Source organism: Stenotrophomonas sp. STEN056 (assembly GCF_056759635.1).
The window spans coordinates 13,628-40,446 of the sequence record NZ_JBRRDL010000036.1 but is presented as its reverse complement, the minus strand read 5'-3'; the positions used below and the strand labels follow the sequence as shown (position 1 = coordinate 40,446).

Here is a 26,819-nt window from a genome sequence, read left to right as displayed (position 1 = left end):
GTTACCGCCTGCATGCGCAAATACCTGACCCGGCTCAACGCGATGAAGCGTGACAACGCGCCTTGGCGGGTCGGCTCTATGGAGACTGTGCAAGACAGTTGACTCCTACAAGCGGGACTGCGCTCAGAACGGATCGCTGCCCGGCCGTACTTCCACGCCCAGCAATGAGCACAGGGCGAGCATGGCTTCGTCGTCGCGGCTCAGTGCGATCCAGCCGGCATAGGCATCGCCGCCGGTGTTCCAGTTCCACACCGAATAACCGTGCTCGCGCAGCTTGTCGTAAGCCGTGCTCATCAGCGCCGGTACGTCGAGATCCTCAGCGAAGTCCTCATCGTCCAGATCGCCGCCCCAGTCGATGCCCAGGTTCCAGCGCGCGGCCAGCTCCTCCAGCGCCGAGACGAAGGACTCGGTGTCCTTCCAGTCCACGTAGAAGCCCGAACGCCAGTCGATGACGTCCTTCAGGTCCCACAACCAGCTCTCGTCGGAGAAGTCATCCTCCGCGCCGGCACGCGCTTCGCGCCAGGCGTCGAACTGCTGCAGGGCCGCGTCCTCGTCGCCCGGGTTGATCAGCCACAGCAGGTTCCAGACCCGCGCCGGATGGTCGTCCTCGTCGAACGTGGGCTGCAGTTCGTCGGAATCTTCGTAATCGGCGCTGTTGTCGGGCATGGCACTTTTCCACTACATGATGGCGCGCATTCTGCCGCCGCCGGCGCGGCAGCGGAAGCCGTTGCGCCCGGCAATGCGTCACCAGCGGTTATCCTTGCGCCCGGAAGAAGGCCACGGTGGCCTTCAATGAAGCATTGACATGAGCGAGACCCCTCCCGATCACCTGGCGGTCAACCCCCAGAGCCCGTTCCATGACGCTGCTGCGCTGGAGCGCGGCGTTGGCGTACGTTTCAACGGCATCGAGCGCGATGACGTCGAGGAATACTCCGTTGCCGAAGGCTGGATCCGCGTGCAGGCCGGCAAGGCCCGCGACCGTCGCGGCAACCCGATGACACTGAAGATCAAGGGCACGGTGGAGCCGTATTTTCTTGAGCTGAAGAACGCGTAAGGCGCAAAGCTGCCCTCACCCCAACCCCTCTCCCGCTTGCGGGAGAGGGGCTCTCAGAGCGCAAGCGAACCCGCTTTAGCCCCTCTCCCGCAAGCGGGAGAGGGGTTGGGGTGAGGGCAGGCCTCAAAGAAAAACCCTCAATCCCGCTTCCGGCTTTCCAGCAGGTCCAGGTTGCGGATCAGCTTGCGCGATATCTCATCGGAGATCTGCCCGCGCCGGGTCAACCGGAACAATTCATCACGCTCGGCCTCCAGCCCGGCCGCGCGCAGGCTGCGGTAGGCCTGCTCCATGCGCTTGACCTGCTCCGGGTCTTCATCCGGGCCCTGGCCTTTTTCCAGATTGCGCTGGTAAAGCAGGCTCACCCGCGCGGCAGCATCGTTGTACAGCTGCACATTGGTGGTGCTCTGCCCTTCCACCAGCTGCTGGCGCGCTTTTTCGACCGCAGCCAGTGCCGCCTTGGAAGCGGTCTTGCGGGCCAGGTCCTCTTCGCGGCGGCTGGTGTCGTCCTTGGGCAACTCCAGCCCCTTGAGCAGGCGCGGCAGCAGCAGGCTGGCCGCCACCAGGGATACCAGGATCACCGCGGCAGCCAGGAAGATCACCAGATCACGTGCCGGGAACGGCTCGCCGCCGGGAATCATCAGCGGCAGGGTCAGCACGCCGGCCAGGGTGATGGCACCGCGCACGCCGGCCACCGACATCGCCAGCACCACCCGCCCGGGCGTGTGCGTGCCCTTCTCGCCGCGCATGCGCGCCTTGAGCAGGTTCCAGCGCAGCGACAACCACACGAAGGTCAGCCGCATCACCACCAGCATCGCGTTGATGGCCAGCACGTACACCACCAGCCACCACGCGCTGTGCTGGCCGCTGAGTTCCATGAACTGGATCGCCCGCTCCACGATGCCGGGCAACTGCTCGCCCAGCAGCACGAAGATGATGCCGTTGAAGGTGAACTGCACCGTGTTCCACACCGCGCTGCGCTGCACCCGCATGCTGCCGCTGATGCGGCCGGTGAGCTCGACGTAGCTCATGGTGATGCCGGCGGCCACCGCGGCCAGGATGCCGGAGGCATTGAGCTCTTCGGCCAGCAGGTAGGCCGCGAACGGGATCAGCAGGTTGACCAGCAAGGCCGCGCCCGGTTCCTCGCCAAAGCCGTGCCACAGCCAGCGCTGGAACGTGGACACGCCCCAGGTCACCGCCACGCCGATGGCCAGGCCGGCCACCGACACCCACAGGAAGGTCAGCGAGGCTTCGGCCAGCGAAAAGCTCCCGGTCATCACCGCCGCGACGGCAAAGCGGAAGCACACCAGGCCGGAGGCATCGTTGAGCAGCGATTCGCCTTCCAGTATGTGCATCAGCCGCTTGGGAATCGGCACCCGCGAGGCGATGGCGCTGACCGCCACCGGATCGGTCGGTGAAATGATCGCCGCCAGCGCGAACGCCACCGCCATCGGCATGCTCGGGATCATCCAGTGGATCAGCAAACCGGCGCCGACCACGGTGAACACCACCAGCCCGAACGCCAGCTCCAGGATGGCGCCCTTGTCGCGGAACAGGCCCTGTTTGGGAATGCGCCAGCCGTCCAGGAACAACAGCGGCGGCAGGAACAGCAGGAAGAACATGTCCGGCTCAAGCGCATGGCCGCGCTTGAACACACCGGCAATCAACGCCCCCAGGCCGATCTGCACCAGCGGCAGCGGCAGTGAGAACGGCAGGATTCTTACCAGGTAGCCGCTGGCGACAACGGCCACCAGCATCGCCAGGACGACTTCGATCGTATGCATGCGTGTTCCAGAAACGGGCGCGCGCAGAGCCTGCTGAGGCGCTGCGCTGGCAACCCAAAAAAACTAGCACAGCACACGATGAATGCGAGGCGATGTGGTGTTTCGTCAGCGGAGGTTGGGTGAAAAGCCCCCCTCCCCAACCCTCCCCTGCTTCGCAAGGGAGGGGGTGGAAGCTGCAAGAGGGGCCGTGCATTGCTGACGCACCGCTCCCTCCCTTTCACCGAAGGTGAAGGGGAGGGTTGGGGAGGGGTGCTTTTGCTGCTTGTTGCTGCATGCGTTGCATCCACAGCCGTGTGCAGGCATTCCATCGTGACGTCAGCGCTGCGTGCTTTACCCCTCCCCTGCTTCGCAAGGGAGAGAGCCGAAGCTGCAAGAGGGGCGGTGCATTGCTGGCGCACCGCGCCCTCCCTTTCACCGAAGGTGAAGGGGAGGGTTGGGGAGGGGTGCCTTTGTTGCTTGTTGCTGCATGCATTGCATCCACAGCCGTGTGTTCAGGCATTCCACCCTGACGTCAGCGCTACGTGCTTTACCCCTCCCCCGCCCTCCCCTGCCTCGCAAGGGAGGGAGTAGAGGCGGCTGCAGTTGCATTTTTGCTTCAGCGCGCGCCATCAAAACGATAGATGTCCATCGCCAGGAAGCCCATGTCGATGCCTGCATCGATCCGCGTGGCGCCCAGCTCGTCGGAACCGGCCGCGCCCATGGCGAAGTACAGCGGCAGCAGGTGCTCGTCGGTGGGGTGCGCCTGTTCGGCGAACGGCGCCTGCCGGCGGTAGTCGAACAGCGCCGGGATGTCGTTGTCGCCCAGCTTCTGCTCCACCCACTCGATGAACGGCCGCACGTACGGCGCTTCCTTGCCCTGCGGGTAGTTGCGCCACTCGTGCAGGTTGTGGGTGATGCTGCCGGAGCCGACCAGCAACACACCCTGCTCGCGCAGCGGCGCCAGTGCACGGCCCATTGCGAACTGGTGCGCCGGGCCCAGCATCGGCTGGATCGAAACCTGCAGCACCGGGATGTCCGCCTGCGGATACAGATAGCGCAGCGGCACCCAGGCGCCGTGGTCCAGGCCACGGTTGGGGTCGATGACGGGCTTCAGCCCGGCTGCCTGCAGCCGCTGCGCCACGTCCTGGGCCAGTTCCGGCGCGCCCGGCGCCGGGTACTGCAATTGATACAACGCGTCCGGGAAGCCGCCGAAGTCGTGGATTGTTTCCGGCGCGGCGCTGCCAGACACCAGCGGCATGCGTCCCAGCCAATGCGCCGAAGCCATCACGACGGCGCGCGGGCGCTGCATGCCGGCGGCCAGCTCTGCCAGGCGCGGCCCCACCAGGCCCGGCTCCAGCGCGGTCATTGGCGAACCATGGGAGATATAGAGCGAAGGCAGGCGACTCATGGCAGGTGTCTCCAGCAGGACAGGAACATGCTCGCCAGCTTATTGCGCGCCGCCATGGCAACAAATAACCTCGGCAACAACGTTTTATTGCGGAAGCGGAAACAATGGACACGATCGATGCCATGCGGGTGTTCGTCGCCGTGGTCGAGCGCAACGGCTTCAGTGCCGCCGCCGATGCCCTGGACATGTCCACCGCCGCCGTCACCCGGCAGATTGCCGCGCTGGAAAAACGCCTGTCCGCGCGCCTGCTCAACCGCACCACGCGCCGGGTCAGCCCAACCAGCACCGGCGCGGCCTATTACCAGCGCTGCGTCCAGTTGCTGGCCGAATTCGACGCACTGGAAGCCTCGGTCGGTGCGCAGGCGTTGCAGCCGTCCGGGCGGCTGCGCATCAACGCCCCGGTCAGCTACGGCATCACCCGCCTGGCGCCGTTGCTGCCTGGCTACAGCGCGCGTTACCCACAGGTGGAGCTGGATCTGTCCCTGTCCGACCGGCTGGTGGACATGGTGGAAGAAGGCTTCGATCTGGCCATTCGCATCACCCGTCATCCTTCTCCCTCGTTGATCGCACGGCGGCTGGCACAGGCCCGCATCACGTTGTGCGCCGCGCCGTCCTACATCGCCCGGCGTGGCGCACCGGGCACGCCGCAGGCGCTGGCCGAGCACGACTTCCTGTCCTACACCTACTCGGCCAGTGGCGACAGCTGGACGCTGCGCGGGCCCGACGGCGAGACCAGCGTCACCTTCAACCCGCGCATGCGGGCCAACAATGGCGAAGTGCTGCGCGAGGCGGCCATCGCCGGCATGGGCATCATCGCGCAGCCTGATTTCCTCATCGGCCCGGCACTGGCCAGCGGCCAGCTGGTGCCGGTGCTGCCGGAATGGGACGTGCCGCCCCTGGACATCCATGCGGTCTATGCCAGCCGCAGCCACCTGGCACCCAAGGTGCGCAGCTTCATCGACTACCTGGTGGAATGCATGGGCGAGGACGGCGAAGCCTCCGCGTGAGGGTGGCTCACTCCACGCTGTGCACCGTTGCCAGCAGCGCCAGGATATCGGCCAGCGGCATCGGCCGGCCCAGCAGGTAGCCCTGCACCTGGTCACAGCCATGCGCGGCCAGCCAGCCGTACTGCCCTTCGGTCTCCACGCCTTCGGCAATCACCATCAGGCCCATGCTGTGGCCCAGCGACAACAGCGCGCGGCAGATGGCCGCATTGCGCGGGTTGGTCTCGACATCGGCCACGAAGCTGCGGTCGATCTTCAGCGAATCCAGCGGCAGGTGCTGCAGGTAGGACATCGACGAGAAGCCGGTGCCGAAGTCATCCAGTGAAATGTGGATGCCCCGCTCATGCAGGCGTTGCATGGTCTGCAGTGCCTGTGCCGGGTTGCGCATCAGGCTGCTCTCGGTCAGCTCCAGGTGCAGCGAGCCGCGCGGCAGGCCGAATTCTTCGATGACGCGGCAGAACTCGTTGGCCAGGTCGGTATTGAAGAACTGCACCGCCGATACATTCACTGCGATGGGCAGCTGGTCCCAGCCGGCCTCCACCAGTTGCTGCTGGGCATGCGCCGCATTGCGGATCACCCAGCGGCCCAGCGCGATGATCAGGCCGGTGTCCTCGCACAGCTGGATGAAGTCGCCCGGCGGGATGAAGCTGCCATCGGCCTGCGGCCAACGCAGCAATGCCTCCAGTGCCACCGGGCTGCCGTCGGCGGCGTGGCGGATGGGCTGGAAATGCAGGTCGAACTCGTTGCGGTCAATGGCCATGTGCACGCGCCCGGCCAACTGCAGCCGCTCGGTGTAGCGCGTGGCCATCGCCGGTACAAACCGCGCCAGGGCAACGCCGGTCTCGCGCGCGGCGTGGGCCGCCTGTGCCGCGCGCCCCAGCACTTGTTCGGCCAGCTCACCATCGACCGGGTTGCTGGCCACACCGATACGCGCTTCCAGCTGGTGGAAAGTGTCACGGCCGCGGACCGGCTCGGTCACCGCCTCCAACAAAGCGTCCAGGGCCAACTGCACATCGGCCGTCGGATGGATCGCCAGCACGAAATCCTCGGCCGGCTGGTGTGCCAGCAGGCCATGCCGTGCGGCCAGCCCGCCCAGACGCACGGCCACCGAGTGCAGGGCCTCCTCGCCAGCCTCACGCCCCAGCGTGTCGGCGATCATCTGCAGGCCGCGCAGCTGCACATGCGCGATGGTGTAACCGCCACCGCCAGCGTCGAGCTTTTCGGCCAGGGCGCGCACGGTCAGCAGGCCGGTGCCTGCATGGTGGCTGGCGCGGTAGGCCAGTTCCTTCTCGTAGCGCAGCCGCTGGCTGACATCTTCGGCCAGCACGAGGCAGGCATCGTGCCCGCCGAATTCCAGCCGCGCGCCATGCGCCTGCACTTCAAAGATGCTGCCGTCCTTGCGCTTGTGCCGGTGCACCGGCAACAGCATCGGCTGGCCGCTGGCCACTGCCATCACCGTGCGGCGAATGGCTTCGCGGTCTTCGGCCGGCCGCACGTCCAGGATCGACATGGACAGGAATTCATCGCGGCTGAAGCCGTACTGGTCCACCGCCGCCTGGTTCACTTCCAGAAAACGCAGCGTGGCAAGGTCGAAGATCCAGAACGGCGCGGGGTTGCGGTCGAACACCAGGCGGAACTGGCGCTCGGCTTCCAGCGCGCGGGCTTCGATATGTACCCGTTCGCTGATGTCCACCACCGCACCGGCAAGACGCGGCGACTGGCCCGGGCTGTTGATTCTTTCGCCACGTGCGGACAACCAGCGCAAGGTTCCATCGGCCATGTACAGGCGGAACATGGCATTCAACGCGCCCTTGCCCTCGCGGGCGTGGTTCAGCATCACCTGCAGCCAGTCACGGTCTTCCTCATGAACCCGCCGCAGGAAGCCGTCCAGCGTTGACGCCCGCGTGGGCAGGTTCAACATCTGCTGGGTGAGCAGCGACCAGTCCAGGGTCAGCCCATCGCCGTGGATGGACCAGGTGCCCACCTTGCCCACTTCATGGGCCAGTGCCAGCTCGGCGGTTCCGGACTGCAATTCTTCGTTCAGGCGTTCTTCCTGCAGGGCACTGCGGCGCAGGCTGTGCAGCAGGTAGGCCAGCCCCAGCAGGTAGAGCAGGAAGATGCCGATGGCCGCGTAGAGGAACACATACCAGCGCGCCATCACTTCGTCATAGGACAACGCGGCGTACAGGGTCAGCGGATAGTCGGTGGGCACGCTGACCGCGGCGATGCGCTTCTGCCCGTCGGAGGGGCTCTCCACCACGCCACGCGGCATCACCTGCGGCGAGGGCGCCAGTATGTGCATCGGCGAAGGCAGTTGCTTGCCGATCAGCGCGGCCGGGTCACGGCTGTGTGCCAGCAGTTGTCCGTACAGGTTGCCGATGGAGGCCACCCCGTCGCGGCCGACATCCAGCCCCCTGACGACATCCTGGAACATGCCCAGCCGCACCCGTGTCAGCAGCCACTGCCCCGGCTGCATGGGCAAGGCGGTACGCACCACCCAGACGCCTTCGGGCAACTGCTCCAGCGCGCCGACATACAACTCGCCGCTGAGCAGGCGGTTCTGCGGCACCACCCAGCTGCGCAGCGTGGGATCACCCAGTCCGTGCGACAGCGGCTTTCCCTGGTCATCAACCAGCGTGATCGAGGCCAGGTCGCGGTTGCGCTCCAGCACGCCGCGGATATTGGCTTCCAGCAGTTCCACCGCCTTGTCCGGCACCCGCCGGTAGAACTCACGGCCATCGTTGGCGGTGCCCCGCAATGCCCGCTCCAGGGTGATCAGCTGCGCACGCAGCAGGCGGTCACTGCCGCTGGCCAGGGCCATGCTCTGCCGTTGCGCGGCTTCCAGCCGGCTGCTGCGGTCGTTCCACAGCATCAGCGCCAAGGCCACCGCCAACATGACCGCGACCGAGGCACCGGCGATGGAAATCACACGCAAGGGATGCCCCTGAACCCGGTTCACGGGCATTTCCAGCGCATGGCGGGGCGACAGGCAGGCATCACTAGGTTGTTCCAAGAGCGTGGGCAACAGGGAGCCAGCAAAAAAGCAACCGCATGCTCCGGCATGAGACTGCGCTGCAAGTGTCTCCCCAGACACCACCAGCAGCAAACCGCACACAGCATGCAGCACAACCACTACTGCCGTGAAGAGGAAATCCGGCTTTTTTTGCTGCACCTGCACGACGAAATCAATTGCCAAAGTCCGCATCTGCATCCTTGCGGGCACGGGATTAGACTTGGCCGGTCTTTTCACCTGGACCCCATGATGGCCCTGCAACGTTCCCTTTTGATGCTGGCAATCGGCGCTGCACTGTCACTGAGCGGCTGCAACAAGGACGCCCCCCGGGCTGCCGACGATGCCGCGCCGGCAGCAGCAGCCACCGCCGCGGCCAAGGCCCAGCTGGGCAGCTTCGGCTTTGATGCAAGCGGCATGGATCGCAGCGTCGCGGCGGGCGACAACTTCTTCGACTTCGCCAACGGGGAATGGGTCAAACGCACCGAGATCCCCGCCGACCGTTCCAGCCAGGGCAGCTTCAACGTAATCGCCGAAAAGACCCTGGCCGACACCCGCGCGATCATGGAAGAAAGCGCCAAGGCCAGCGATGGCGAAGCCCGCAAGATCGGCGACTACTACGCCGCCTTCATGGATGAGGCCGCCATCGAGGCACGCGGCACCGCACCGCTGCAGCCGCAGTTGCAGGCCATCACCGGCATCGCCGACAAGCAGGCGCTGGCCAAGGCGCTGGGCGGCACGCTGCGCGCGGACGTGGACCTGCTCAACGCCACCAATTTCTATACGCCGCACCTGTTCGGCGTATGGGTATCGGCCGACCTGCTGCAGCCCGAGCGCAACGCGCCGTATCTGGTGCAGGGCGGCCTGGGCATGCCGGACCGCGACTTCTATCTGCAGGACGGCCGCATGGCCGAGCTGCGCAAGGCCTATGAAGGCTACGTTGCCAAGCTGCTGGAACTGTCCGGCGACCGCGATGCCACTGCCAAGGCCGCACGCATCGTCGCCCTGGAAACGAAGATCGCCCGTGCCCATGCCACCCAGGAAGAAACCAACAACGTCGAAAAAGGCGCCAATGCCTGGAAGCAGGCTGACCTGAGCAGCAAGGCGCCGGGGTTGGACTGGGCCGCGTTCCTGGACGGTGCGGGCCTGTCGGCACAGCAGGACTTCATCGTGTGGCAGCCCGGGGCCGTCGCCGGCCTGTCCCGGCTGGTCGCCAGCGAACCGCTGGAAACCTGGAAGGACTACCTGGCGTTCCACGCAGTGGATGAAGCCGCGCCCTACCTTCCCAAGGCGTTCGCCGATGCACACTTCGCCTTCCATGGCACGGCCCTGAGCGGCACCCCGCAGCAGAGCGAACGCTGGAAGCGCAGCGTGGCCGCTACCAACGACGCCATCGGCGAAGCGGTGGGCAAGATCTACGTCGAGCGCCACTTCGACCCGGCCACCAAGGCACGCGCCGACGAAATGGCCAGGAACATCATTGCCGCCTTCGCCAAACGCATCGACGCACTGGAGTGGATGTCGCCGGAAACCAAGGCACACGCCAAGGCCAAGGTTGCCGGGCTCAAGGTCGGCATGGGCTACCCGGCCAAGTGGCGCGACTACAGCGCCCTGGAAGTGAAGCGCGACGATGCACTGGGCAATGCGCAGCGTGCCTCGCTGTTCGAGTACCAGCGCAACCTGGCCAAACTCGGCCAGCCGGTCGATCACGACGAGTGGGCGATGCTGCCGCAGACCATCAATGCAATGAACGTGCCGCTGGAAAACCGCCTGGTGTTCCCGGCCGCCATCCTGCAGCCGCCGTTCTTCGACGGTGCCGCCGATGATGCGATCAACTACGGCGCGATCGGCGCGGTGATCGGCCATGAAATCAGCCACGGCTTCGACAATGCCGGCGCACTGTTCGATGAAACCGGCAAGCTGCACAACTGGTGGACGGCCAATGATCTGAAACAGTTCAACGCCGCCGGCGATGCACTGGCTGCGCAGTTCAGCAGTTACGAACCCTTCCCCGGCGTGCACGTCAACGGCCGCCTGACCCTGGGCGAGAACATCGCCGATGTCGCCGGCCTGGCCACCGCCTACGACGCCTACCGCCTGTCGCTGCAGGGCAAACAGGAGCAGACCCTGGAAGGCTTCACGCCAGACCAGCGTTTCTTCCTCGGCTTTGCCCAGGCTTGGCGCAGCAAGGCACGCGAGCAGTCGCTGCGCAACTCACTGCTGACCAACGTGCACGCACCGGGTCAGTTCCGCACCTTGACCGTGCGCAACCTGGATGCGTGGTATCCGGCATTCGAGGTCAAGGACGGCCAGGCGCTGTATCTGGCACCGGACAAGCGGGTCAAGGTCTGGTGATTGGCGTTGTGAGTGCTTGATGGAAAACGGGCGCTTCGGCGCCCGTTTTTCTGTTGGTGTGTTTGTGAAAGGCTTTACCCCTCCCCAACCCTCCCCTTGCCTTTGGCAAAGGGAGGGAGCGGTCTTGCGTGGTCTGTCAGCGTGCGACGAAAGCCGCATCTGCCCCCTCCCTTTCGCATGGCGAAGGGGAGGGTTGGGGAGGGGTGAGCTTTTGCTCCGCGCCCCCTCTCACCCCAACAACAAACCCATCAAACCCTCACGCCGGCCACTGCATCAAAACCGCCGGATCTTCGCCCACCCGCTTGCACGCACGGGTGGAAATGCCATCGTTCAATGCAATGCGGAACAACGGCGCCACGCTGCGCAACATGCGTGCGGACACCACCGACTGCAGGTGCTGGCCACGGCTGCGGCCGATCAACTGCTCGGCCCATTGCGGCAGCAACGCGGCACCGGCGGCCAGGAACACTTCCCGCGACATGCCCGGCAACGGCACCGGCAGGCGCACGGCGCTGAGCACCTCCAGCACTTCGCGTGAACGCTCGTCCATGCGCAGCTGTGGCTGCTGCGCGGCAAAGTAGTCATGCACCTGCGACTGGCTGGCCGGCACGTCGGTGGCGCCGAGTGCTTCGGCAACGCGCCGGTATTCGTCATAATAACGGTCGGCCATGGCGTCGGACACGCCGCGGCAATAGCGCCGGCAACCTTCCAGGAAGCCATATGCCTCGGTGACGTGCACCCAGGTCAGCAGCTGCGGATCATCGGCCGCATACGCGCTGCCATCGGGCAAATGCCCCACCACCCGCGCATGAATGCGCTTGACGTGCGCAATCAGCTTTTCCACTTCGGCCCGCGGCGCGTAGCTGGTCGCGGCCACGAAGCTGGTGGTACGACGCAAGCGCCCGACCAGGTCTTCACGGAAATTGGAGTGGTCATACACGCCGGCCAGCGCGCGCGGATGCAGCAGCTGCAACATCAGGGCACACAGGCCACCGGCCAACATGCCGGGGAACTCGGAATGAATGCGCCAGGTGACGCTGTCCGGGCCGAACCAGCCCGGATCGCCGCGCGGTGCGTCATAGTCCACACCGCTCTGGTTGCGGGGGAAGGCATCAAGGACCCAGCGCCGGATCTGGGCGGTGGCGGCATCGGAAACACGACGGGATAAGGACGACATGGGCGCTATCGTACCGATGTGCGTGCGCAACTGGCTCCCTGCCCTTGCCCACACTGTCGCCCTGATGGCCCGGCAAACACCCCGCTGCGGCATTCACCCCCGCATGTGCGGCCGCAGCACGATTCCCGGCGCGCATTCTTTGAATCGGCCATCTGCGTGATGTTGCAACGCAGAATTTCCGCCGCCCTCACGCATTTATCCAACCGCGACAGCGCGGTGCCTTCGCACAACCCCCATTGCCAAGCGCGCTGAAAGTGCTAGAACTAAAGCCGCCTGACCGCTTCATGCTTCGCCGTCGCTCGTTCCAGCCAGGATCTGCAAGGAGCTCACCATGATTGCGTTGTTCAAAGGTTTGGGATTGTTGCTGCAGGACAATGAACTTTACCGCCAGCCCTTCCAGAAGCAGGTTGACCACTGGAAGAACCTGAGCGACCAGCAGATACGCGACGAAGTCGCGGTGCTGGCCCAGGCCAAGTGCCAATGGCTGATGGCCTCGATCGTGCTCTGGCAGGCATCCTCGCTGCTGATCCTCGGGCTGATCACCAACTACCTGTGGCGCGATGATTTCCATATCACCTTCACCCGCGTGGTGATCGTGCTGGGCTCGTGGGTGTCGATCCTGTTCGTGATCTGGTTCATGGCCAACATGTTCGACCACACCGCCGGCTTCGAGCGCTGGATGAAGGCCTTCAACAGCCGCGCGCGCATCAGCTCCGATGCCGACAGCGTGGACGACGTGGCCCAGGCGCTGGAGATGGCCGAGCACTACCCGGAAGTGCTGGATTACAAGCAGGCCGTCACCGCCAACCGCGAGCTGCGCCACGAGGACATCCGCATCATGCGTGAGCTGGGCCGCATGCGGCAGCACTCCGAGCTGGTGGGCAGGCTCAACCACATTGGTGACGACGGCTTGAGGTTGCAGCCGGCGTTCTGATTTGAAGCAGCCCTCATCCGCCCTTCGGGCACCTTCCCCCAAGAAGGGGGCTGCAGTCCCGCACGCGGGAGAAGGGAGAGAGCACAGCAAAGGCTGGACCCCATCGCCGCGCTTGTCGCGGCGATGTCATCTGCGGATCTGCACCTGTTGGCCAAAGCCTTCCGGCAGGCCCGTCAGCTGGCGGCTGCGGCCGACAAACACCACGAAATCCATCAACGGTTCGCGGCTGCAGACCTGCGTACCCTGCCGGGCATCGCACTGCTCGCGGTAGAGCTGATACACGCAGCTGCCGCTTTCGCTCTGCAGGCACTGGAACTTGGCCACACCCGGGCGCACCGTGGTGCGGCTCAACAGCGTGTGCTCACCGCTGATGCGCGTCACCGATGTCTGCCCGGGGGGTTCGTTGATCCCCAGCATCGACAGCAGGCCGCCCAGCAACATGGTCAGGTAATGCATGGCACATCTCCTGGAAAAACGGTGGCGGCATCACATGCCGCGGAACAGGCTCATGAACGGTTGGCTGACCACCAGCGTCTCGCTGCGATGCTTCAAGCGCAGGATGCCGCGGCCGGTTTCCTCGCGGCTCACCGACACCACCGCCTTCATGTTGACGATGGTGGAACGGTGCACCTGGCGGAAGCAGTTCGGGTCCAATGCCGCCGCCAGTTCGCGCAGCGAGCTGCGCAGCAGCAGTTCTTCCTCGGCGGTGACCACCGAGGTGTATTTGCTGTCGGCGCGGAAATACAACACGTCCTCCAGCATCACCAGGCGCGTTTCGCGGCCGTTGCTAGCGGTGATCCAGGCCAGCGGCGGTGCGGTCTGCGGCGTGGCCGGCTGCTGTACAAGCTGCTTCAACAAGCGGTCGAGCATGCCCGGATCCGGCACGCCGGCCTGGCGCCGCGCCAGCACGCGTTGCCGCGTTGCCAGCAGGCGTTCGTCGGTGACCGGCTTGAGCAGATAATCCACCGCGCCCTGCTCGAACGCGGCAATGGCGTACTGGTCGTAGGCAGTGACAAACACCACCTGGGTCTTCGGGCTCACGCTCTGCAGTGCACGCGCCACATCAATGCCGGTGATGCCAGGCATGCGGATGTCGAGGAAAGCCAGATCCGGCTGCAGGCTTTCCAGCGCTTCCAGTGCGGCGGCGCCATCCTCGCATTCGGCCACCACCTGCAGCTCCGGCCACAGGCGCTGCAGCTGTTTGAGCAATGCCTCGCGCAGCAGTGCTTCGTCTTCGGCAATGAGCGCCTCAAGGAACATGCGGGTACTCCGGCACCGGCGGAATCACCACCGCCGCAGAAGCGGCAGCCGGCGGCGCAGGTGGCACATACGGCAGGCTGATGGTTGCCGCTACGCCGCTGGGAAAATTGGAAACCATGGCCAGCGAGGCCTGCTCACCGCAGGTCAGGCGCAGGCGTTCACGCAGGTTCTTCAGGCCGATGCCAGTACCGCTGCTGTGGCTGTTGATGCCCTGCCCGTCGTCGGCCACGGTCACGGTCAGCTGGCCGCCCAGCTCCCGCGCCAGTATCCACACGGTGCCACCACCGGACTTGGGTTCCAGCCCGTGCTTGATGGCATTTTCCACCAGGGTCTGCAGCGACATCGACGGCAACGCGACGTGATGCAGTGCATCGGGAACATCGATCTGCAGCGCCAGGCGCGCGCCCATGCGGATGCGCAGTATTTCCAGATAGGCCTGCACCCGTTCCAGTTCCTGGCCGAGCGTGGAAACCGACTGGTCGATGCCCGGCAGTGAGCTGCGCAGGTAGTGGATCAAGTGGCCCAGCATTTGCTCGGCGCGCTCGGGGTCGGCGCGGGTCAGCACCTGTGCGTTGGCCAGCGTGTTGTAGAGGAAGTGCGGTTCCACCTGCGCATGCAGCAGGTTGAGCCGGGCCACGGTGAGTTCCTTCTCCGCCTCGGTGCGGGCGGCCTGCTCGCGCTCGGCGCGGCGCTGTTCGGCCACCTTGCCACTCAGCGCGTGCGTCACCGCCTCGGCGTTCTCGAAGTTGCTGCCTTCATCGAGCAGCAGCAGATCCACCCAGGCACCGGCATCGGGCTCGAACAACAAGGTCACGCTGCAGGTATCCGTGCCCGGGGTGACGCGTGCGGTGATCTGGTTGCGCTTGATCGCCAGCCGCGCCAGCGGGTTCCAGCGCGACGGCGGGCGGTCGCCATAGGGATCGGCACGGCGTTGCAGGGCGCGCAGTTGCAGGGTGCCCACCGAACGCTCGAAGCCTTCCAGCCGGGGCATCTGGCCGATGACCTGCTCCAGCAGGCCGAATGCGGTGGTCGCATCCAGCGGCAACTCCACCTGGCGACGGTGACGGTTGCCCAGGGTCTGGGCATCCAGGCGGTCGGCGATCAGCCCGACACGGCGCACATGGCCGACGATGGCGCTGAGGGTGAAGACCATCAAGGTCATTGCCAGCAGGCCGAAGATCCAGCCCGGCGGCTCGTCCAGACCGCTGAACAGACCACTCCACAGAAAGCCGCAGACAACCAGCGTCAGCGCCCAGACGGCGAGGATACGGAAGCCAAGGAAGAGGCTGGCAAGCATGGTGGGGCCCGAAGCGTGGGAACTGGCGTCGAGGATAAGTGGCCGCTGCCACGGCACAAGGGCCATGCGACGAAACCGGGAAATCGGCGACCGGACCGGGCCGGCCGCCGACCAGAACCCCTCAGCCCGGGGAGCCGGCCGCCCCGCAGCGCAGCTCACGCCCCGCCCGCGCCATCACCTGCGGAATGTCGCGGGTGGTGAGCGTGCGTGGTGCGTTTGTTCGCCGACCACTCATTGCCGGCGCGACTGCCAGGCAGAAGGCAGCTCCCACTGCACCAGTGCGTTGACACAACGCCCCCACAGGCGCTCGCCATCGGGACTCCACTGCAACTGGCGCAGCTCCGAGCAACTGCTGCGGTCCGCCTGCAGGGTCAACGAGCGGCCGCTGTCCAGGTTCCACAACACGGCCGCCACACCGCGGCCGGCGCTGCCCAGCGCGAGCAGGCGGCCGTCCGGTGAGCCGGCGGCGACCTTGAGTGAATCCAATCCGGGCAGGGTCAATGAATGGCGTACCTTGCCGCTGTCCACGTCGACCACATGCATGCCGGGGTTGCGCTGCTCACCGTCCATCAACACGAAGCCGACGGCGATCCAGCGCCCCTTGATCGAACCAAACGGTTCCGGCGTCCATTGCGTCATGCCAATGTCTTCCTGCGTATCCACGCCACCAAAGCGACGCGGCAGCGGCACCACCCGCAGCACCCGGCCACTGTCGCCATCCAGCTCGGCGAGGCCGAACACATCCTCAATCCAGGTGTTGGCCAACGGGCCGTCCCACTGCACCGGCTTGACCTGCAGGTTGCCGGGGAGGTTCCCGCGCATCACGTGCTGGCGTGGCGAAGCCCAGCGCAGTGTGTAGTTCCAGGGGGCTCCGGCATTGTCGGACGGTCGGTCCGGTGCCCATACCTTGAAGGTTTCGCGCAGGCCCGTGTAGTCACGCCGGTACGCCAGCGGAATGCCGTTGCCATCGTGGATGTAACGGACGTAGCTGTCGCCGAGCACGCCCTTCTGGTCAAACGCCAACCGATGCCAGACCAGCGAGGACTGGGCGGTGTCGTAGCGTGCCACCTGCCCATCCACCCGCAGATACGCCACCTGCGCGGGGATATCGGCCGACAGCTGCCAGCGGCCCACACTCTGCTGTGGCGAGGTCCACAGGGTGCGCGGTGCGTCGCCATCGGCAGGCGACCAGTGCATCAAGGTAAAGGGGTAGTTCTGCACCAGCAGGGCGCTGCCATCGGCCAGCACCTGCATGCCATCGGCTTCGAAGGTCTTGCGTGCCAGCACCTGCTCGATGCGCAGCACGGGGTTGGCCTTGACGCCCGCTGCGCCGGCATCCGGCGCCTGTAGCTGCGGCTCGATGATGGATGCCACCGGCGCCGGTGGCGCAATCCACTCCGATGCGTCCGCGCCCATCCGCAGCCCCGCGCCCGGCAGCGCGCTCAATGCTTCAAACACCGGGTTGAACACCGGCTGCGGCACGCTGTTGCGCTGGATCCGCTTCTGCGGGCCGCTGCTCAAAATGTTGCTGTTGGCCAGCGCACGCAACTGCCCGACGATGCCGCCATCGGGATTGGGCCAGTCGTCCGTGCGCCACAGGGTGACAGCGGTGGCGGGTTTGCCCATCACCGCATCCAGCTGGGTCACCCGGACATGCACCGTACCCTTGCTGCGCCCCATTGCGCCGTGGCGCTGCTCGCTGCTGCCGGTCCAGTAGCTGAAGGCACCCTGCAACGCAGGCATGCGTTCCCCGCGCCCTTCGAAACGGAAATTCCGCTCAAGCCGGGCCATGCGCACGGGAATCTCCGATTCAAGCAACGCCCCTTCGCTGACGTACTGCTGCAATTGCGGCAACTCGTAGTCACGCAGGTACTCGCGCACCAGTTCGGGCCGGCGCGCCATCAGTACATCGCCCCAGCCCTGGCCAATACGCGCCACCTGGTTGCTGTCGAGCTCCCCGACCAGCGTGCCCATCGGTTTCAGTGCCGACTGCACCACCGGCAACACCTGCGCGAACGGCAGGTCCACGACCATCTGCACCCGTGGCAGGCGCTTGCCGTCCTTGCCCAGCTCGGGTGTGCGCAGCGCGGCGGGAAGGCCGTCCTCGGCCAGATCCGGGGGCGTTGGCAGGATCTGCCAGTTCGGCGGCAAGGTCGCCGCATCGGCCCCCAGCGGGGCAGCGACCCCCGCCAACCACAACATCACGCCCCACACACCTTTGTTCGACATCCCTGCTCCTTGGCTGCTGCACGCGCCGATGGTAGGTGAGTGAGGTTGAAGAGGGCGCGAATCAATGGCAAGGCAAGCGGAAAGCTGCCTTCACCCTGCGTGCGGAAGATGCGTCTTGAACAATACGCAGCGCGACAAGGCTGTGAGCCCCCTCCCTTTGCCGAAGGCAAGGGGAGGGTTGGGGAGGGGTGGCTTTGAGCGGGCTTGCTGGTGTTTCTTCCTGGCTTGCGTAGATGACTGGGGCACCCCTGCCCTCACCCCAAGCCCCGCTCCGCGCCCCGGCCCTTGCGCAAGGTCGTTCAAGGAGCAGCGAACCCGTGGTTCGCAAGCTGCTCCTTTCACCCCGCGTGCGGGAGAGGGGCCTTGAGCACTTACTTGCGTTCGCCAGCACTCGCATCACGTACCGCGCGGAACGCCTCTTCCTGGCTCCAGTTCGGCCAGCTGCGTGAATTGGCCAGCTGTTCGCCCAGGGTGTAAACCACTTCCAGGTCACGCACAGCGCCAGCAAAGGTCCAGTCGGCCTGCCATTCGTCGCCCTGCTGGTGGTAACGCTTGGCGGTGTAGTCGTCGGAGGCCTTCTTGCCGGCTGCAACGCCGCCGTCAATCCAGTCCTGCCCGGCTGCGTACGACAGTGCCGGCACGCCGCGCTTGGCAAAGGGGAAGTGATCGGAGCGGAAGAACAAACCGGCTTCCGGCTTCGGGTCCGGCGTGTAGCGGATGTCCCAACCCTTGGCGACGTCCTTCAGCTGGTCCAGCAGCTCCATCTTCGCCGAGCCGTAGATGCCGAAGTCACGCGACGGGCTGTACGGCGCCATGCCGTCCATGTTGATCACCGCCACCGTTTTGGACAGCGGATACAACGGGTGGCTGGCGTAGTACTCCGAGCCAAGCAGGCCCTTTTCCTCGGCCGTGACCGCCAGGAACAGCACCGAACGCTGCGGTTGCGGCTGCTTGGCAAAACCACGCGCAAGTTCGACCAGTGCGGCGGTGCCGCTGGCGTTGTCCATGGCACCGTTGAAGATGCGGTCGCCACGTGCGTCCGGCTCGCCAACACCGATATGGTCCCAATGCGCGCTGTAGATGATGGTTTCGTCGGCATGGCTGCTGCCTTCCAGACGCGCGGCCACGTTGTGCGAGGTGATGACTTCGTTCTTGACCTGGTAGTTGGCCGAGAAGGTTTCGCCCCGCAGTTCCACCGGCTGGAAATCACGCGACTGTGCCTGCTTCTTCAGCGCCTCGAAATCCAGGCCGGCGCGCTTGAACATGGCCACTGCCAGATCGCGCTGCAGCCAGCCTTCCAGCGCCGGATGCGCCTCAGCCGGGTTGTCGCGCACCACGTCGAACATGGTGTTGGTGTTGGAACCGGCCACCGTTGCCCAGCCATAGGATGCCGGTTCTGTTTCGTGGACGATCAGCACGCCGGCCGCGCCCTGGCGCGCGCCTTCTTCGTACTTGTAGGTCCAGCGGCCGTAGTAGGTCATGCCCTTGCCGTCAAAGTCGCCGGCACCGCTCTCGAAATCCGGGTCGTTGATCAGCACCACGGCGATCTTGCCCTTCAGGTCCACGCCCTTGAAATCGTCCCAGTTGCGCTCGGCGGCCTTGACGCCATAGCCGACGAACACCAGCGGCGCGTTGCTGATGGCCACCTGGCTGTCGCCGTTCATCGCCGCACGCACGGCAACTTCCTGGCCCTGGGTCAGCGTCTGCGGCGTGCCCTGGCTGGTCAGCACAAGCTGCGGCTTGCCGACGATATCGCCCTTGAGCAGCGGTACCGCCTGCGTCCACAGACGCTTGCCGTCCTTCAGGTCACCGCCCGGCTGCAGACCGGCATCAGCAAACTGCTGGCTCAGGTAGGCAATGGTTTTTTCCTCGCCGGCCGAGGCCGGTGAGCGGCCTTCGTAGGCGTCGGAGGACAGCTCCTTCACATCGGCGGAAATCCGCGCGCCGTCAAATTTGGGCGGTGCGGCCATCAAGGCGGTGGACACCGACATCGCCAACAGGCTGATTACTACTCGCTTCACACTGATTCTCCACTGGTCAGGCAACCGTTGGAGTGTAGCCAGCAGCACGGCTCAGCGGGCAGTGTCGGAATACATGGGCACGGACAAGAAAGAACCGGCCCTCTCACGAAGGCCGGCTCAGGGTTGAACGACTACAGCGGAGCTGGCTTACCAGTCGTAGGACACGTTCATCATGACGTAGCGCGGAGTCGCAAAGCGCAGGGGCATGTTGTAAGTGTTGCTGACGGTGGCCACAGACGTCTCGGTTTCGCCGTCGATGGCAGTCGGCTTGCGCTCGTTGAACAGGTTCATCACGTTCAGCGAAACCGCCAGCTTGTCCTCGGCGAACGATGGACGGTACGTCACCCCCAGATCGACACGCTTGGTCCACGGCGCGAACTTCTTGCCCGGAGGCGAGGCTTCGCCGAAGCAGGTGTGGTAATACGAGCCGTCGTAGCCCACCGGATCGGTCTCGTTCTGCGCCGGATCGCCACCCTGGTCATTGAAGTAGCCCCAGCAGGTGATCGGCATGCCCGACTGGATGCGCACGCTGCCGCTGACCAGCCATTCCGGCGTCAACGCGTAGCTGCCACGCATCTTGATCTGGTGGCGCCGGTCATTCGGCAGATAACCCATCGAGTAGTACATGAACGCCGGACCGTCCCAGTTGACGCTGGTGGAAACACCGTTGTCATGCGACGCCGAACCCTGACCGGAATCGGAGTTGGCCGGGCCTTCCATGTTGCCTTGGCTCTTGCTGTAGGTGTAATCCACCCGCGCTTCCCACTTGCCGTCGAACGGGTGTTCCAGGAACAGGTCCACCGCCTTGTAGGTGCGCTTCATCGGAACCGTCCAACCCCAATCGTCCGGGGTCATGCGGAACTGGGTGTAGCCGTTTCCGTCCTTGTTGGCGAACTTGAAGGTATTGCTGTCGCCCACGTTGACGATGAAGCAGCCACCGTCGATGCCAGTGGAACCCGGGATGGCCACGGTTGACGGGTCAATGCCCATCTTGGTCAGCTTGGCTTCCATTGCCGGGGCATCGCAGGTGTCATCCATCGCGGCCTTCAGATCGCGGTACGTCAACTTGGCGCCGTAGTTCCAGTGCTCATTCAACTGAGCCTGAAAACCGAGGATGAATTCGTCCTGATAGGACGACTTCAAGTCGGTCGGTGCGAAGCTGCCGGCGTCCTTGGGCTGGCCGGTTTCATGGTTGGACGAAACCGGGCCCGCGGGCCCGGTGCCGGCCAGGTTCAGGATCGGCGTCAACCCGGTCGGAACACCGTTGGCGTCGATTCCCGAATAGGTGAAGTACTCACTGGTGAAGATCGACGAGGACGCGCCGCGCACTGCCACAGCCTGCGGCAGTGCCAGGTAATAACGACCCGCATTACCGAAGATCTTGAACGAGGAATCCCCCTTTACGTCCCAGCTGAAGCCCAGGCGCGGTGCCCACTGATCACCTGTGTCCACATAAGCGGCGCCCGTGTTGTTCTTGTTGGTGAACTGGTCGTTGCGGATGCCGAGCGACAGCAACAGGTTGTCGGTGACCTGCCACTTGTCTTCCAGGTACCAGCCCTTCTGCTCAAGCGACATGCTGGTGGAGTTGCTGTAGATGTACTTGCGCACGTAGTACTGGGAACCCGGCGCGCCCACATCCAGCGTACGGTTGATCGGGTTGTTCGGCGCATTGGTGCTGTGATAAATCCAGCGATCCACCAACTGGTCAACACCCTCGTTCTTGGCCTCGAACTTCTGGTTGTCGATACCTGCGGTGAGGGTGTGGTCGCCCAGAACATATTCCAGCTCAAGGCGCAGTCCGTCACCGTAATCGCTGGCCCCCGGCGTGCCGTTGCTGGCAACCTGGGGATTGGTGATACCACTGTTCGGCGTACCCGCCGGCCAGTAGGCCTTGTTCTGCAGATTCGCACTGGAAACACGCGCAAAACCCGTCAGCGTCGGGATGCTGCTGTAGCGAAGGCGCGAGTGACCGTACATCGCGTTCACCGTCAGGTTCTCGGTGAGATAGCCGGTGTACTTGAGGATCGAGAACTCATCGTTCTCCCGGACCTCATTGGGCACCGCGCCGTTGCGCTCACCAACAGTGTTCTCTTCGAAATCATAGTCAGAGTAGCTACCGCTGTAGCGGTAGCGCTGCGCCATATAGGTCATCTCCAACAGATGGTTGTCGGTGATATTCCAGTTCAACTTGGCGTAGAGCTTGGGATTTTTGGTGGTGTCATTCAGGACCTGCGGCGCGCCTACCGCCGTCGGGAACGTATCGGCCTCGCTCTTTTCCTGCTCGGCCGAAATGAAGCCGAACAGGCGATCCTTGATCAGCGGACCGCTGACATAGGCACTGTAGGTCTGACTCCAGCTCTTGTTGCGATCACCACGGCTGAAAAGCTGGCCCGGGACCGAATCATCCTCGTAGGCATAACCCGGCGGCAGCGTCGCGTTCGGGTAGTAGCGGTTCGGCGCCCCCTCGCGCAGCCCCTTCGGCGTCCAGGTGACTTGCGCGCCGAAATGGAACTCGTTACTGCCGCTCTTGCCGATCTGGTTGATCACGCCACCATCGGAGCGGCCGTACCTGGCGCTGTAACCACCCGTATAGGTCTCCTGCTGTTCGATCGAGCCATAAGGCAGCGTGTAGCCACCCACGTTGGTCATCGGGTTGCCGGTGAAGAAGCCGTTGATGTAGTAAGCGTTCTCGGCCACGCTGGCGCCGCCAAGCGACACCGCATTGCCAAACCACACGCTGTTGCCCGCCACCGCGCCCGGCGCCAGCATGGCAATCGCCTCGGCGGAACGGGTCAGCGGCAGGCGCTGCAGATCCTGCGCAGTGATTACGGTGCTCGTAGACACGGTGCGCACGTCAATGGCATTGGCTGCGGTAGCTGTGACACTCACGGTGTCCAAGGTAGTCGCATTTCCGCCACCGAAAGACACATTGATGGTATTGCCAACCGTCACCACGACGTCACGCTTGCTGCCGCCGACAGTCACCGTGTAGCTACCCACCGGCAGGTTGCTGGCGTTGTAGCGCCCATTCGCATCTGCGGTGATGGTGCGGTTCAAGCCGCTGTTGTTGACGATGGTCACGCTGGAGCCCGCCGGCACCGTGCCGGCGATGTTGCCCGTCGTGTTCTGCGCATGAACGCCGCCTGCAACGCACAGGCCCAACGCGACCGTCAATGCGCTGCGTTTGAGTCCTCTGGAAACGTAATGTGAAGCCATCTGTTACTCCTCTCTCTGAGCCAAAATGACCAAAACAACGGAATAGACTTCAAGGATTTCGCCCAACCTGAACGGAAGGACAACGGAAATATAAATCGCTGAACAACTCGTTAACAATAAATTTAAGTGGAATTCAGCAATTTAAATTTCCGTTCATCTAATTAACAAATAACTGGATGGGGTGAGGCGGGGCTGATCCAAGCCCCTCCTGTTCATGAAATCAAATAGTTACGTCTGATCCCCTTTGCCAGAACGTGCAGGCATGCCAAAGGGCCAAGCAGGCCTCAACGCCTGCCCAGCACCCGGTTGTTCCCACCGTTTTTTGGTTACACCGAGGCTGCACGCGCGCGAAGCACCGCGCGCTCCCGGGCATTGCCACTGAGTTCGGCGGCCTGTTCAAAGGCCGCCCGCGCTTCGTCATGGCGGCCGAGGCGGGCCAACAGGTCGCCGCGCACCGCCGCCAGGGGCGCATAGCCCTGCAGGCGCTCATCGTTCTGCAGCGCCTCAACCAGCGGCCACGCCACGCTGGCACCCTGCGCCTGGGCCACGGCCATGGCGCGGTTGAGTTCAATCACCGGCGAGGGCATCACTTCGCCCAGGCGTGCGTACAGCGTGGCAATGCGCTGCCAGTCGGTGTGCTCGGCACGCCGCGCACGCGCATGGCAATCGGCAATGGCCGCCTGCAATACATACGGATCATCGCCGCCGTGCAGCTCCAATGCTTTTTCCAACGCGGCCTGGCCGCGTCCAATCTGCAGCCAATCCCAGCGGCTGCGGTCCTGCTCCAGCAGCAGCACGGCTGCGCCGTCAGCACCGACACGCGCGCGCAACCGCGAGGCCTGCAGTTCCATCAAGGCAAGCAGGCCCAGCACCGGAACCGCATTGGGCATCAACCCCGCCAGCACGCGCGCCAGCCGCAGCGCTTCTTCGCACAACGCCGGCCGCGTCCAGTCATCACCGGCACTGGCTGCATAGCCTTCGTTGAAAACGAGATAGACCACCTCCAGCACCGACTGCAGGCGCTGCGCCAACTCGTTGCGACGCGGCACCTCAAACGGCACCTGCCGCTCGGCAAGCAGGCGCTTGGCGCGCACGATGCGCTGGGCAACGGTGGGCTCCGGTTGCAGATACGCACGCGCGATTTCATGCGTGGTCAGGCCGCACAACAGGCGCAGGGTCAGTGCGACACGTGCTTCGGCCGGCAACAGCGGATGGCAGGCAACGAACACCAGCCGCAGCAGGTCGTCGCCGATGTCATCCATGTGATCGTGCGCATCCGCACCCATGACGTGATCCTGCAGTTCGTCCAGCACCTGCGCCTGCCGCTGCGCGTGCAGACGCAGGTGCCGCAGGCGGTCGATGGCACGCCGCTGCGCGGTAGCCATCAGCCATGCGGCTGGATTGTCGGGAATGCCCTGTTGCGGCCAGTGTTCGAGCGCGGCGACCAGGGCGTCCTGGGCCAGCTCCTCGGCGCTGTCCAGGTCGCCCAGCATGCGGGCCAGGCGCGCGACCAGGCGTGGCGACTCCATTCGCCACAACGTGTCGAGCTGTTGCTGGAGATCTGCATGTTTCATCAGGCAGTGATCACATCACTGCCCCGGCATGCGCGCAAGCAACAGCGCCCAGCACCCTCTGCCCGTATTCACAGATCGATGAAGGTCTTGAAGCCGCCCCAGAACATGCGCTTGCCGTCGAACGGCATGGTCTTGGCATCCATGCACGCCAGGCGTGGATCAGCCATTGCCTTGGCATTGACGCGGTCGCGATGCGCACGCGAGCGGTAGACCACATAGGCAAAGACCACCACTTCGCCTTCCTTCAACTTGACCGCCTGCGGGAACGAGGTGTGTTTGCCCGGCTTGACGTCATCAGCCCCCGCTTCCAGGTAAGCCAGCGCACCATGTTCCTTCCACACCGCGCCGGCCTTGCGCGCCAGGCGGCGATACTCAGGCAAGCGCTCCTGCGGCACCGGCAATACGAATCCATCGACGTAACTCATACGTGTCTCCTTCGTAGCGTTGTCTGCACGTTGACCGCCCCACGGCGAGGCGGTCACGCAGTGATTCAACCCGGCTCGCCATCCATGTGGGCGATCTCCCACAGGTGGCCGTCCAGATCCTGGAAGCCGCGCTGGTACATGAAGCCGTAGTCGCGTGCCGGCTGCGGCTCACTGGCGCCGGCCGCCAGGGCCTTGTCCACCAGTTTGTCGACCGCCGCCCGGCTGTCGGCCGACAGGCAGGTGATGACCTCGGTCTGCCTGCGCGCATCGCTGAGCGGTTTGTTGGTGAAGGTCTGGAAGAACGGCTCCACCAGCAGCATCACGAAAATGCTGTCGCTGATGACCATGCAGGCGGCGTTCTCGTCACTGAACTGCGGGTTGAAGCTGTAACCCAGTGCAGCGAAGAAAGCCCTTGAAGCGTCCAGGTCACGCACCGGCAGGTTGACGAAGATCATCTGTGGCGTGGTCGTCATCAGCCACCCTCCATCGGCTTCATGCAATTGACCATCCACGGCTTGCCGTAACGGTCCACCAGCATGCCCCAGCGCTTGGCCCAGAACGTCTCGGCCAGCGGCATCTGCACCTGCCCACCTTCGGCCAGTGCGGCAAACACGCGCTCGGCCTCTTCGATGCTGTCCACATCGACATTGATGGTGGTGGCGGTCTGCCCATCGGCTGGTGAGCCATCGGCGGCCATCAGGATCGCGCCACCGACCTCGACCAGGCTGTGCGCCACCTGGTCCGGCGTGGGGTTGAAGCCAGCGCAGCCCTCGCCATCCATTTCGGGGCTGGACGGCATGTCGCCATATTTCATTTCCGAGACCACCTTGCCACCCAGCGCCTTGGCGTAGAACGCCATGGCTTCATGGGTATTGCCGTTGAAACCCAGGAACGGAATCAGTTTCATGGTCGTGCTCCTCGCGGTATGAATGGGATCAGTTGTTCTGGCCGATGCGGTCACGCAGACGTTGCTCCTGCGCACGCAATTCCGGAGTGAAGGCCTCACCGAAATCCGCGTCTTCGAAGATCGGGCGGATCTCCACCTCCACCGGCTCGCTGCCTTCGGCGTTGAACGGGGCGCGCTTGAGCCACTCCACGGCCTCGGCCATCGAGTGCACCTGCCATAGCCAGAACCCGGCCACCAGTTCGCGGGTCTCGGCGAACGGGCCGTCAATCACGCTGCGCCCGGTCGCCCCGTCAAAGCGCACGCGCACGCCCTTGGCGCTGGGATGCAGGCCCTCGTCGGCCAGCATGATTCCGGCATTCACCAGTTGCTCGTTGAACGCGCCCATCGCCGCCAGCTCCGCTTCGCTGGGCATCACCCCGGCCTCGGTATCGGCGTTGGCTTTCACCAGGACAATCACTTTCATCGCCATGTCTCCGTCGCCGGCCCATTGCCGGCTCACATCCGATACGACGATCCAGCGCAGGGATTCTCGACAGCGCCGCACAGGATTTTTCTGAACGCATTAATGCGGCAATGCAGCGAGACACATGCGGCAAGATGGCCGCCTTCCCGACGCCAGGCACGCACGATGAAATTCCTGTTGCTGATCTACATCGAACCGACCCTGCTGGAAGCCCTGCCGGCAACCGACTACGACGCGCTGATGCGCCGCTGCATCGCCCATGCCGACCAGTTGCGGGCCAGCGGCAAGCTGTTGGCATCACAGAAGCTGCAACCGCCCACCGCCGCACAGACCCTGCGCACCCGCCAGGGCCAGGCACGCATCATCGATGGCCCATTCGCCGAAACCCGTGAAGTGCTGGCCGGCTTCAACCTGATCGAAGCCACCGATGCCGATGAAGCCATGCGCATTGCCCAGCAGTTCCCGTGGTCGGCCTACGGCAGCATTGAGGTGCGGCCGCTGGATGACCTGGAGGCGGAGCGGGTGCGATTGGGGATGCTCACCACGGGATGATTGCCGCACGCTGGGCCCGCAACACCTTCCTGGCACCACCTGTGCGGTGCTGCCAGCACCGATGGGAACGGCAACAAGGGGGCGCAACGCGCAGTTGCAGACCTCTTCCCTGACGGGCACTTCGGCCCGTCATCAGCATGGCTGCGCCGGCTGCCATGCGTGGTTTTCTCCGT

21 protein-coding genes are annotated in these 26,819 nt (G+C 64.7%); 5 read left to right on the top strand and 16 right to left on the bottom strand.

Features of this window, described 5'->3' with window-relative positions; genetic code table 11:
• Window positions 1-123: 123 nt before the first annotated feature.
• Window positions 124-666, bottom strand: a complete 543-nt coding sequence (locus tag ACVOLO_RS15610) for a DUF6630 family protein (protein WP_481571236.1) — start codon at window positions 664-666, stop codon at window positions 124-126.
• Window positions 667-805: 139 nt separating this feature from the next.
• Here ACVOLO_RS15610 and ACVOLO_RS15605 point away from each other — a divergent pair, with 139 nt between their 5' ends.
• Window positions 806-1,054 carry a DUF3297 family protein gene (locus tag ACVOLO_RS15605; protein ID WP_481571235.1) on the top strand — a complete coding sequence of 83 codons (249 nt, stop codon included), beginning with the start codon at window positions 806-808 and terminating at the stop codon, window positions 1,052-1,054.
• Window positions 1,055-1,191: 137 nt separating this feature from the next.
• Here ACVOLO_RS15605 and ACVOLO_RS15600 read toward each other — a convergent pair whose 3' ends face one another.
• Window positions 1,192-2,835, bottom strand: coding sequence for a Na+/H+ antiporter (locus ACVOLO_RS15600; RefSeq protein WP_481571234.1), 1,644 nt, complete (start codon window positions 2,833-2,835; stop codon window positions 1,192-1,194).
• A gap of 595 nt (window positions 2,836-3,430) precedes the next feature.
• Window positions 3,431-4,222 (bottom strand): dioxygenase family protein, encoded by a 792-nt coding sequence (locus ACVOLO_RS15595; protein WP_481571233.1) that lies wholly within the window; start codon window positions 4,220-4,222, stop codon window positions 3,431-3,433.
• A 104-nt stretch (window positions 4,223-4,326) separates the two neighbouring features.
• On the opposite strand from ACVOLO_RS15595, the gene ACVOLO_RS15590 reads away from it, so the two are divergent.
• On the top strand, window positions 4,327-5,229 hold the full coding sequence (locus tag ACVOLO_RS15590; protein ID WP_481571232.1) for a LysR family transcriptional regulator: 903 nt from the start codon (window positions 4,327-4,329) through the stop codon (window positions 5,227-5,229).
• A gap of 7 nt (window positions 5,230-5,236) precedes the next feature.
• Here ACVOLO_RS15590 and ACVOLO_RS15585 read toward each other — a convergent pair whose 3' ends face one another.
• A complete protein-coding gene (locus ACVOLO_RS15585; RefSeq protein WP_481571237.1) occupies window positions 5,237-8,191 on the bottom strand; it encodes a bifunctional diguanylate cyclase/phosphodiesterase in 2,955 nt (984 codons plus the stop codon).
• A gap of 294 nt (window positions 8,192-8,485) precedes the next feature.
• On the opposite strand from ACVOLO_RS15585, the gene ACVOLO_RS15580 reads away from it, so the two are divergent.
• Entirely contained in the window at window positions 8,486-10,591 is a 2,106-nt protein-coding gene (locus tag ACVOLO_RS15580) for a M13 family metallopeptidase (RefSeq protein WP_481571231.1), read from the top strand.
• Between the two features lie 256 nt (window positions 10,592-10,847).
• On the opposite strand, the gene ACVOLO_RS15575 is transcribed toward ACVOLO_RS15580, so the two are convergent.
• A complete protein-coding gene (locus ACVOLO_RS15575) occupies window positions 10,848-11,768 on the bottom strand; it encodes an oxygenase MpaB family protein (RefSeq protein WP_481571230.1) in 921 nt (306 codons plus the stop codon).
• Between the two features lie 331 nt (window positions 11,769-12,099).
• Here ACVOLO_RS15575 and ACVOLO_RS15570 point away from each other — a divergent pair, with 331 nt between their 5' ends.
• Window positions 12,100-12,702 (top strand): hypothetical protein, encoded by a 603-nt coding sequence (locus ACVOLO_RS15570; protein WP_481571229.1) that lies wholly within the window; start codon window positions 12,100-12,102, stop codon window positions 12,700-12,702.
• Between the two features lie 126 nt (window positions 12,703-12,828).
• On the opposite strand, the gene ACVOLO_RS15565 is transcribed toward ACVOLO_RS15570, so the two are convergent.
• From ACVOLO_RS15565 to ACVOLO_RS15515, 11 genes are all read right to left on the bottom strand, one after another.
• Window positions 12,829-13,158, bottom strand: a complete 330-nt coding sequence (locus ACVOLO_RS15565; protein ID WP_481571228.1) for a hypothetical protein — start codon at window positions 13,156-13,158, stop codon at window positions 12,829-12,831.
• 30 nt (window positions 13,159-13,188) lie between these two features.
• Entirely contained in the window at window positions 13,189-13,962 is a 774-nt protein-coding gene (locus tag ACVOLO_RS15560) for a LytR/AlgR family response regulator transcription factor (RefSeq protein WP_481571227.1), read from the bottom strand.
• Window positions 13,952-15,259, bottom strand: a complete 1,308-nt coding sequence (locus ACVOLO_RS15555) for a histidine kinase (RefSeq protein WP_481571226.1) — start codon at window positions 15,257-15,259, stop codon at window positions 13,952-13,954. Before ACVOLO_RS15555 ends, ACVOLO_RS15560 begins: the two co-directional genes overlap by 11 nt.
• Window positions 15,260-15,490: 231 nt before the next feature.
• Window positions 15,491-17,488 (bottom strand): WD40 repeat domain-containing protein, encoded by a 1,998-nt coding sequence (locus ACVOLO_RS15550; protein ID WP_481571225.1) that lies wholly within the window; start codon window positions 17,486-17,488, stop codon window positions 15,491-15,493.
• A gap of 371 nt (window positions 17,489-17,859) precedes the next feature.
• Window positions 17,860-19,509 carry a M28 family metallopeptidase gene (locus tag ACVOLO_RS15545; protein WP_481571224.1) on the bottom strand — a complete coding sequence of 550 codons (1,650 nt, stop codon included), beginning with the start codon at window positions 19,507-19,509 and terminating at the stop codon, window positions 17,860-17,862.
• 147 nt (window positions 19,510-19,656) lie between these two features.
• The gene (locus ACVOLO_RS15540; RefSeq protein ID WP_481571223.1) at window positions 19,657-22,725 is read right to left on the bottom strand and encodes a TonB-dependent receptor domain-containing protein; all 3,069 of its coding nucleotides are present in this window, start codon (window positions 22,723-22,725) and stop codon (window positions 19,657-19,659) included.
• Between the two features lie 326 nt (window positions 22,726-23,051).
• The gene (locus ACVOLO_RS15535; protein ID WP_481571222.1) at window positions 23,052-24,299 is read right to left on the bottom strand and encodes an RNA polymerase sigma factor; all 1,248 of its coding nucleotides are present in this window, start codon (window positions 24,297-24,299) and stop codon (window positions 23,052-23,054) included.
• Between the two features lie 68 nt (window positions 24,300-24,367).
• Window positions 24,368-24,724, bottom strand: coding sequence for a DUF1428 domain-containing protein (locus tag ACVOLO_RS15530; RefSeq protein WP_481571221.1), 357 nt, complete (start codon window positions 24,722-24,724; stop codon window positions 24,368-24,370).
• A gap of 65 nt (window positions 24,725-24,789) precedes the next feature.
• Window positions 24,790-25,197 (bottom strand): VOC family protein, encoded by a 408-nt coding sequence (locus tag ACVOLO_RS15525; RefSeq protein ID WP_481571220.1) that lies wholly within the window; start codon window positions 25,195-25,197, stop codon window positions 24,790-24,792.
• Entirely contained in the window at window positions 25,197-25,631 is a 435-nt protein-coding gene (locus tag ACVOLO_RS15520) for a VOC family protein (RefSeq protein ID WP_481571219.1), read from the bottom strand. The genes ACVOLO_RS15525 and ACVOLO_RS15520 overlap by 1 nt, the downstream gene beginning before the upstream one ends.
• A 28-nt stretch (window positions 25,632-25,659) precedes the next feature.
• A complete protein-coding gene (locus ACVOLO_RS15515) occupies window positions 25,660-26,094 on the bottom strand; it encodes a YciI family protein (protein WP_481571218.1) in 435 nt (144 codons plus the stop codon).
• A 165-nt stretch (window positions 26,095-26,259) separates the two neighbouring features.
• Between ACVOLO_RS15515 and ACVOLO_RS15510 the strand changes: the two genes are divergently transcribed.
• Window positions 26,260-26,646, top strand: coding sequence for a YciI family protein (locus ACVOLO_RS15510; RefSeq protein WP_481571217.1), 387 nt, complete (start codon window positions 26,260-26,262; stop codon window positions 26,644-26,646).
• Window positions 26,647-26,819 lie beyond the last annotated feature (173 nt).

Excerpts from the sequence above, each read along its gene's own strand:
- ACVOLO_RS15610 (WP_481571236.1), bottom strand. The coding sequence starts at position 666 with ATGCCCGACAACAGCGCCGATTACGAAGATTCCGACGAACTGCAGCCC.
- ACVOLO_RS15605 (WP_481571235.1), top strand. The coding sequence starts at position 806 with ATGAGCGAGACCCCTCCCGATCACCTGGCGGTCAACCCCCAGAGCCCG.
- ACVOLO_RS15600 (WP_481571234.1), bottom strand. The coding sequence starts at position 2,835 with ATGCATACGATCGAAGTCGTCCTGGCGATGCTGGTGGCCGTTGTCGCC.
- ACVOLO_RS15595 (WP_481571233.1), bottom strand. The coding sequence starts at position 4,222 with ATGAGTCGCCTGCCTTCGCTCTATATCTCCCATGGTTCGCCAATGACC.
- ACVOLO_RS15590 (WP_481571232.1), top strand. The coding sequence starts at position 4,327 with ATGGACACGATCGATGCCATGCGGGTGTTCGTCGCCGTGGTCGAGCGC.
- ACVOLO_RS15585 (WP_481571237.1), bottom strand. The coding sequence starts at position 8,191 with ATGCCCGTGAACCGGGTTCAGGGGCATCCCTTGCGTGTGATTTCCATC.
- ACVOLO_RS15580 (WP_481571231.1), top strand. The coding sequence starts at position 8,486 with ATGATGGCCCTGCAACGTTCCCTTTTGATGCTGGCAATCGGCGCTGCA.
- ACVOLO_RS15575 (WP_481571230.1), bottom strand. The coding sequence starts at position 11,768 with ATGTCGTCCTTATCCCGTCGTGTTTCCGATGCCGCCACCGCCCAGATC.
- ACVOLO_RS15570 (WP_481571229.1), top strand. The coding sequence starts at position 12,100 with ATGATTGCGTTGTTCAAAGGTTTGGGATTGTTGCTGCAGGACAATGAA.
- ACVOLO_RS15565 (WP_481571228.1), bottom strand. The coding sequence starts at position 13,158 with ATGCATTACCTGACCATGTTGCTGGGCGGCCTGCTGTCGATGCTGGGG.
- ACVOLO_RS15560 (WP_481571227.1), bottom strand. The coding sequence starts at position 13,962 with ATGTTCCTTGAGGCGCTCATTGCCGAAGACGAAGCACTGCTGCGCGAG.
- ACVOLO_RS15555 (WP_481571226.1), bottom strand. The coding sequence starts at position 15,259 with ATGCTTGCCAGCCTCTTCCTTGGCTTCCGTATCCTCGCCGTCTGGGCG.
- ACVOLO_RS15550 (WP_481571225.1), bottom strand. The coding sequence starts at position 17,488 with ATGTCGAACAAAGGTGTGTGGGGCGTGATGTTGTGGTTGGCGGGGGTC.
- ACVOLO_RS15540 (WP_481571223.1), bottom strand. The coding sequence starts at position 22,725 with ATGGCTTCACATTACGTTTCCAGAGGACTCAAACGCAGCGCATTGACG.
- ACVOLO_RS15535 (WP_481571222.1), bottom strand. The coding sequence starts at position 24,299 with ATGAAACATGCAGATCTCCAGCAACAGCTCGACACGTTGTGGCGAATG.
- ACVOLO_RS15530 (WP_481571221.1), bottom strand. The coding sequence starts at position 24,724 with ATGAGTTACGTCGATGGATTCGTATTGCCGGTGCCGCAGGAGCGCTTG.
- ACVOLO_RS15525 (WP_481571220.1), bottom strand. The coding sequence starts at position 25,197 with ATGACGACCACGCCACAGATGATCTTCGTCAACCTGCCGGTGCGTGAC.
- ACVOLO_RS15520 (WP_481571219.1), bottom strand. The coding sequence starts at position 25,631 with ATGAAACTGATTCCGTTCCTGGGTTTCAACGGCAATACCCATGAAGCC.
- ACVOLO_RS15515 (WP_481571218.1), bottom strand. The coding sequence starts at position 26,094 with ATGAAAGTGATTGTCCTGGTGAAAGCCAACGCCGATACCGAGGCCGGG.
- ACVOLO_RS15510 (WP_481571217.1), top strand. The coding sequence starts at position 26,260 with ATGAAATTCCTGTTGCTGATCTACATCGAACCGACCCTGCTGGAAGCC.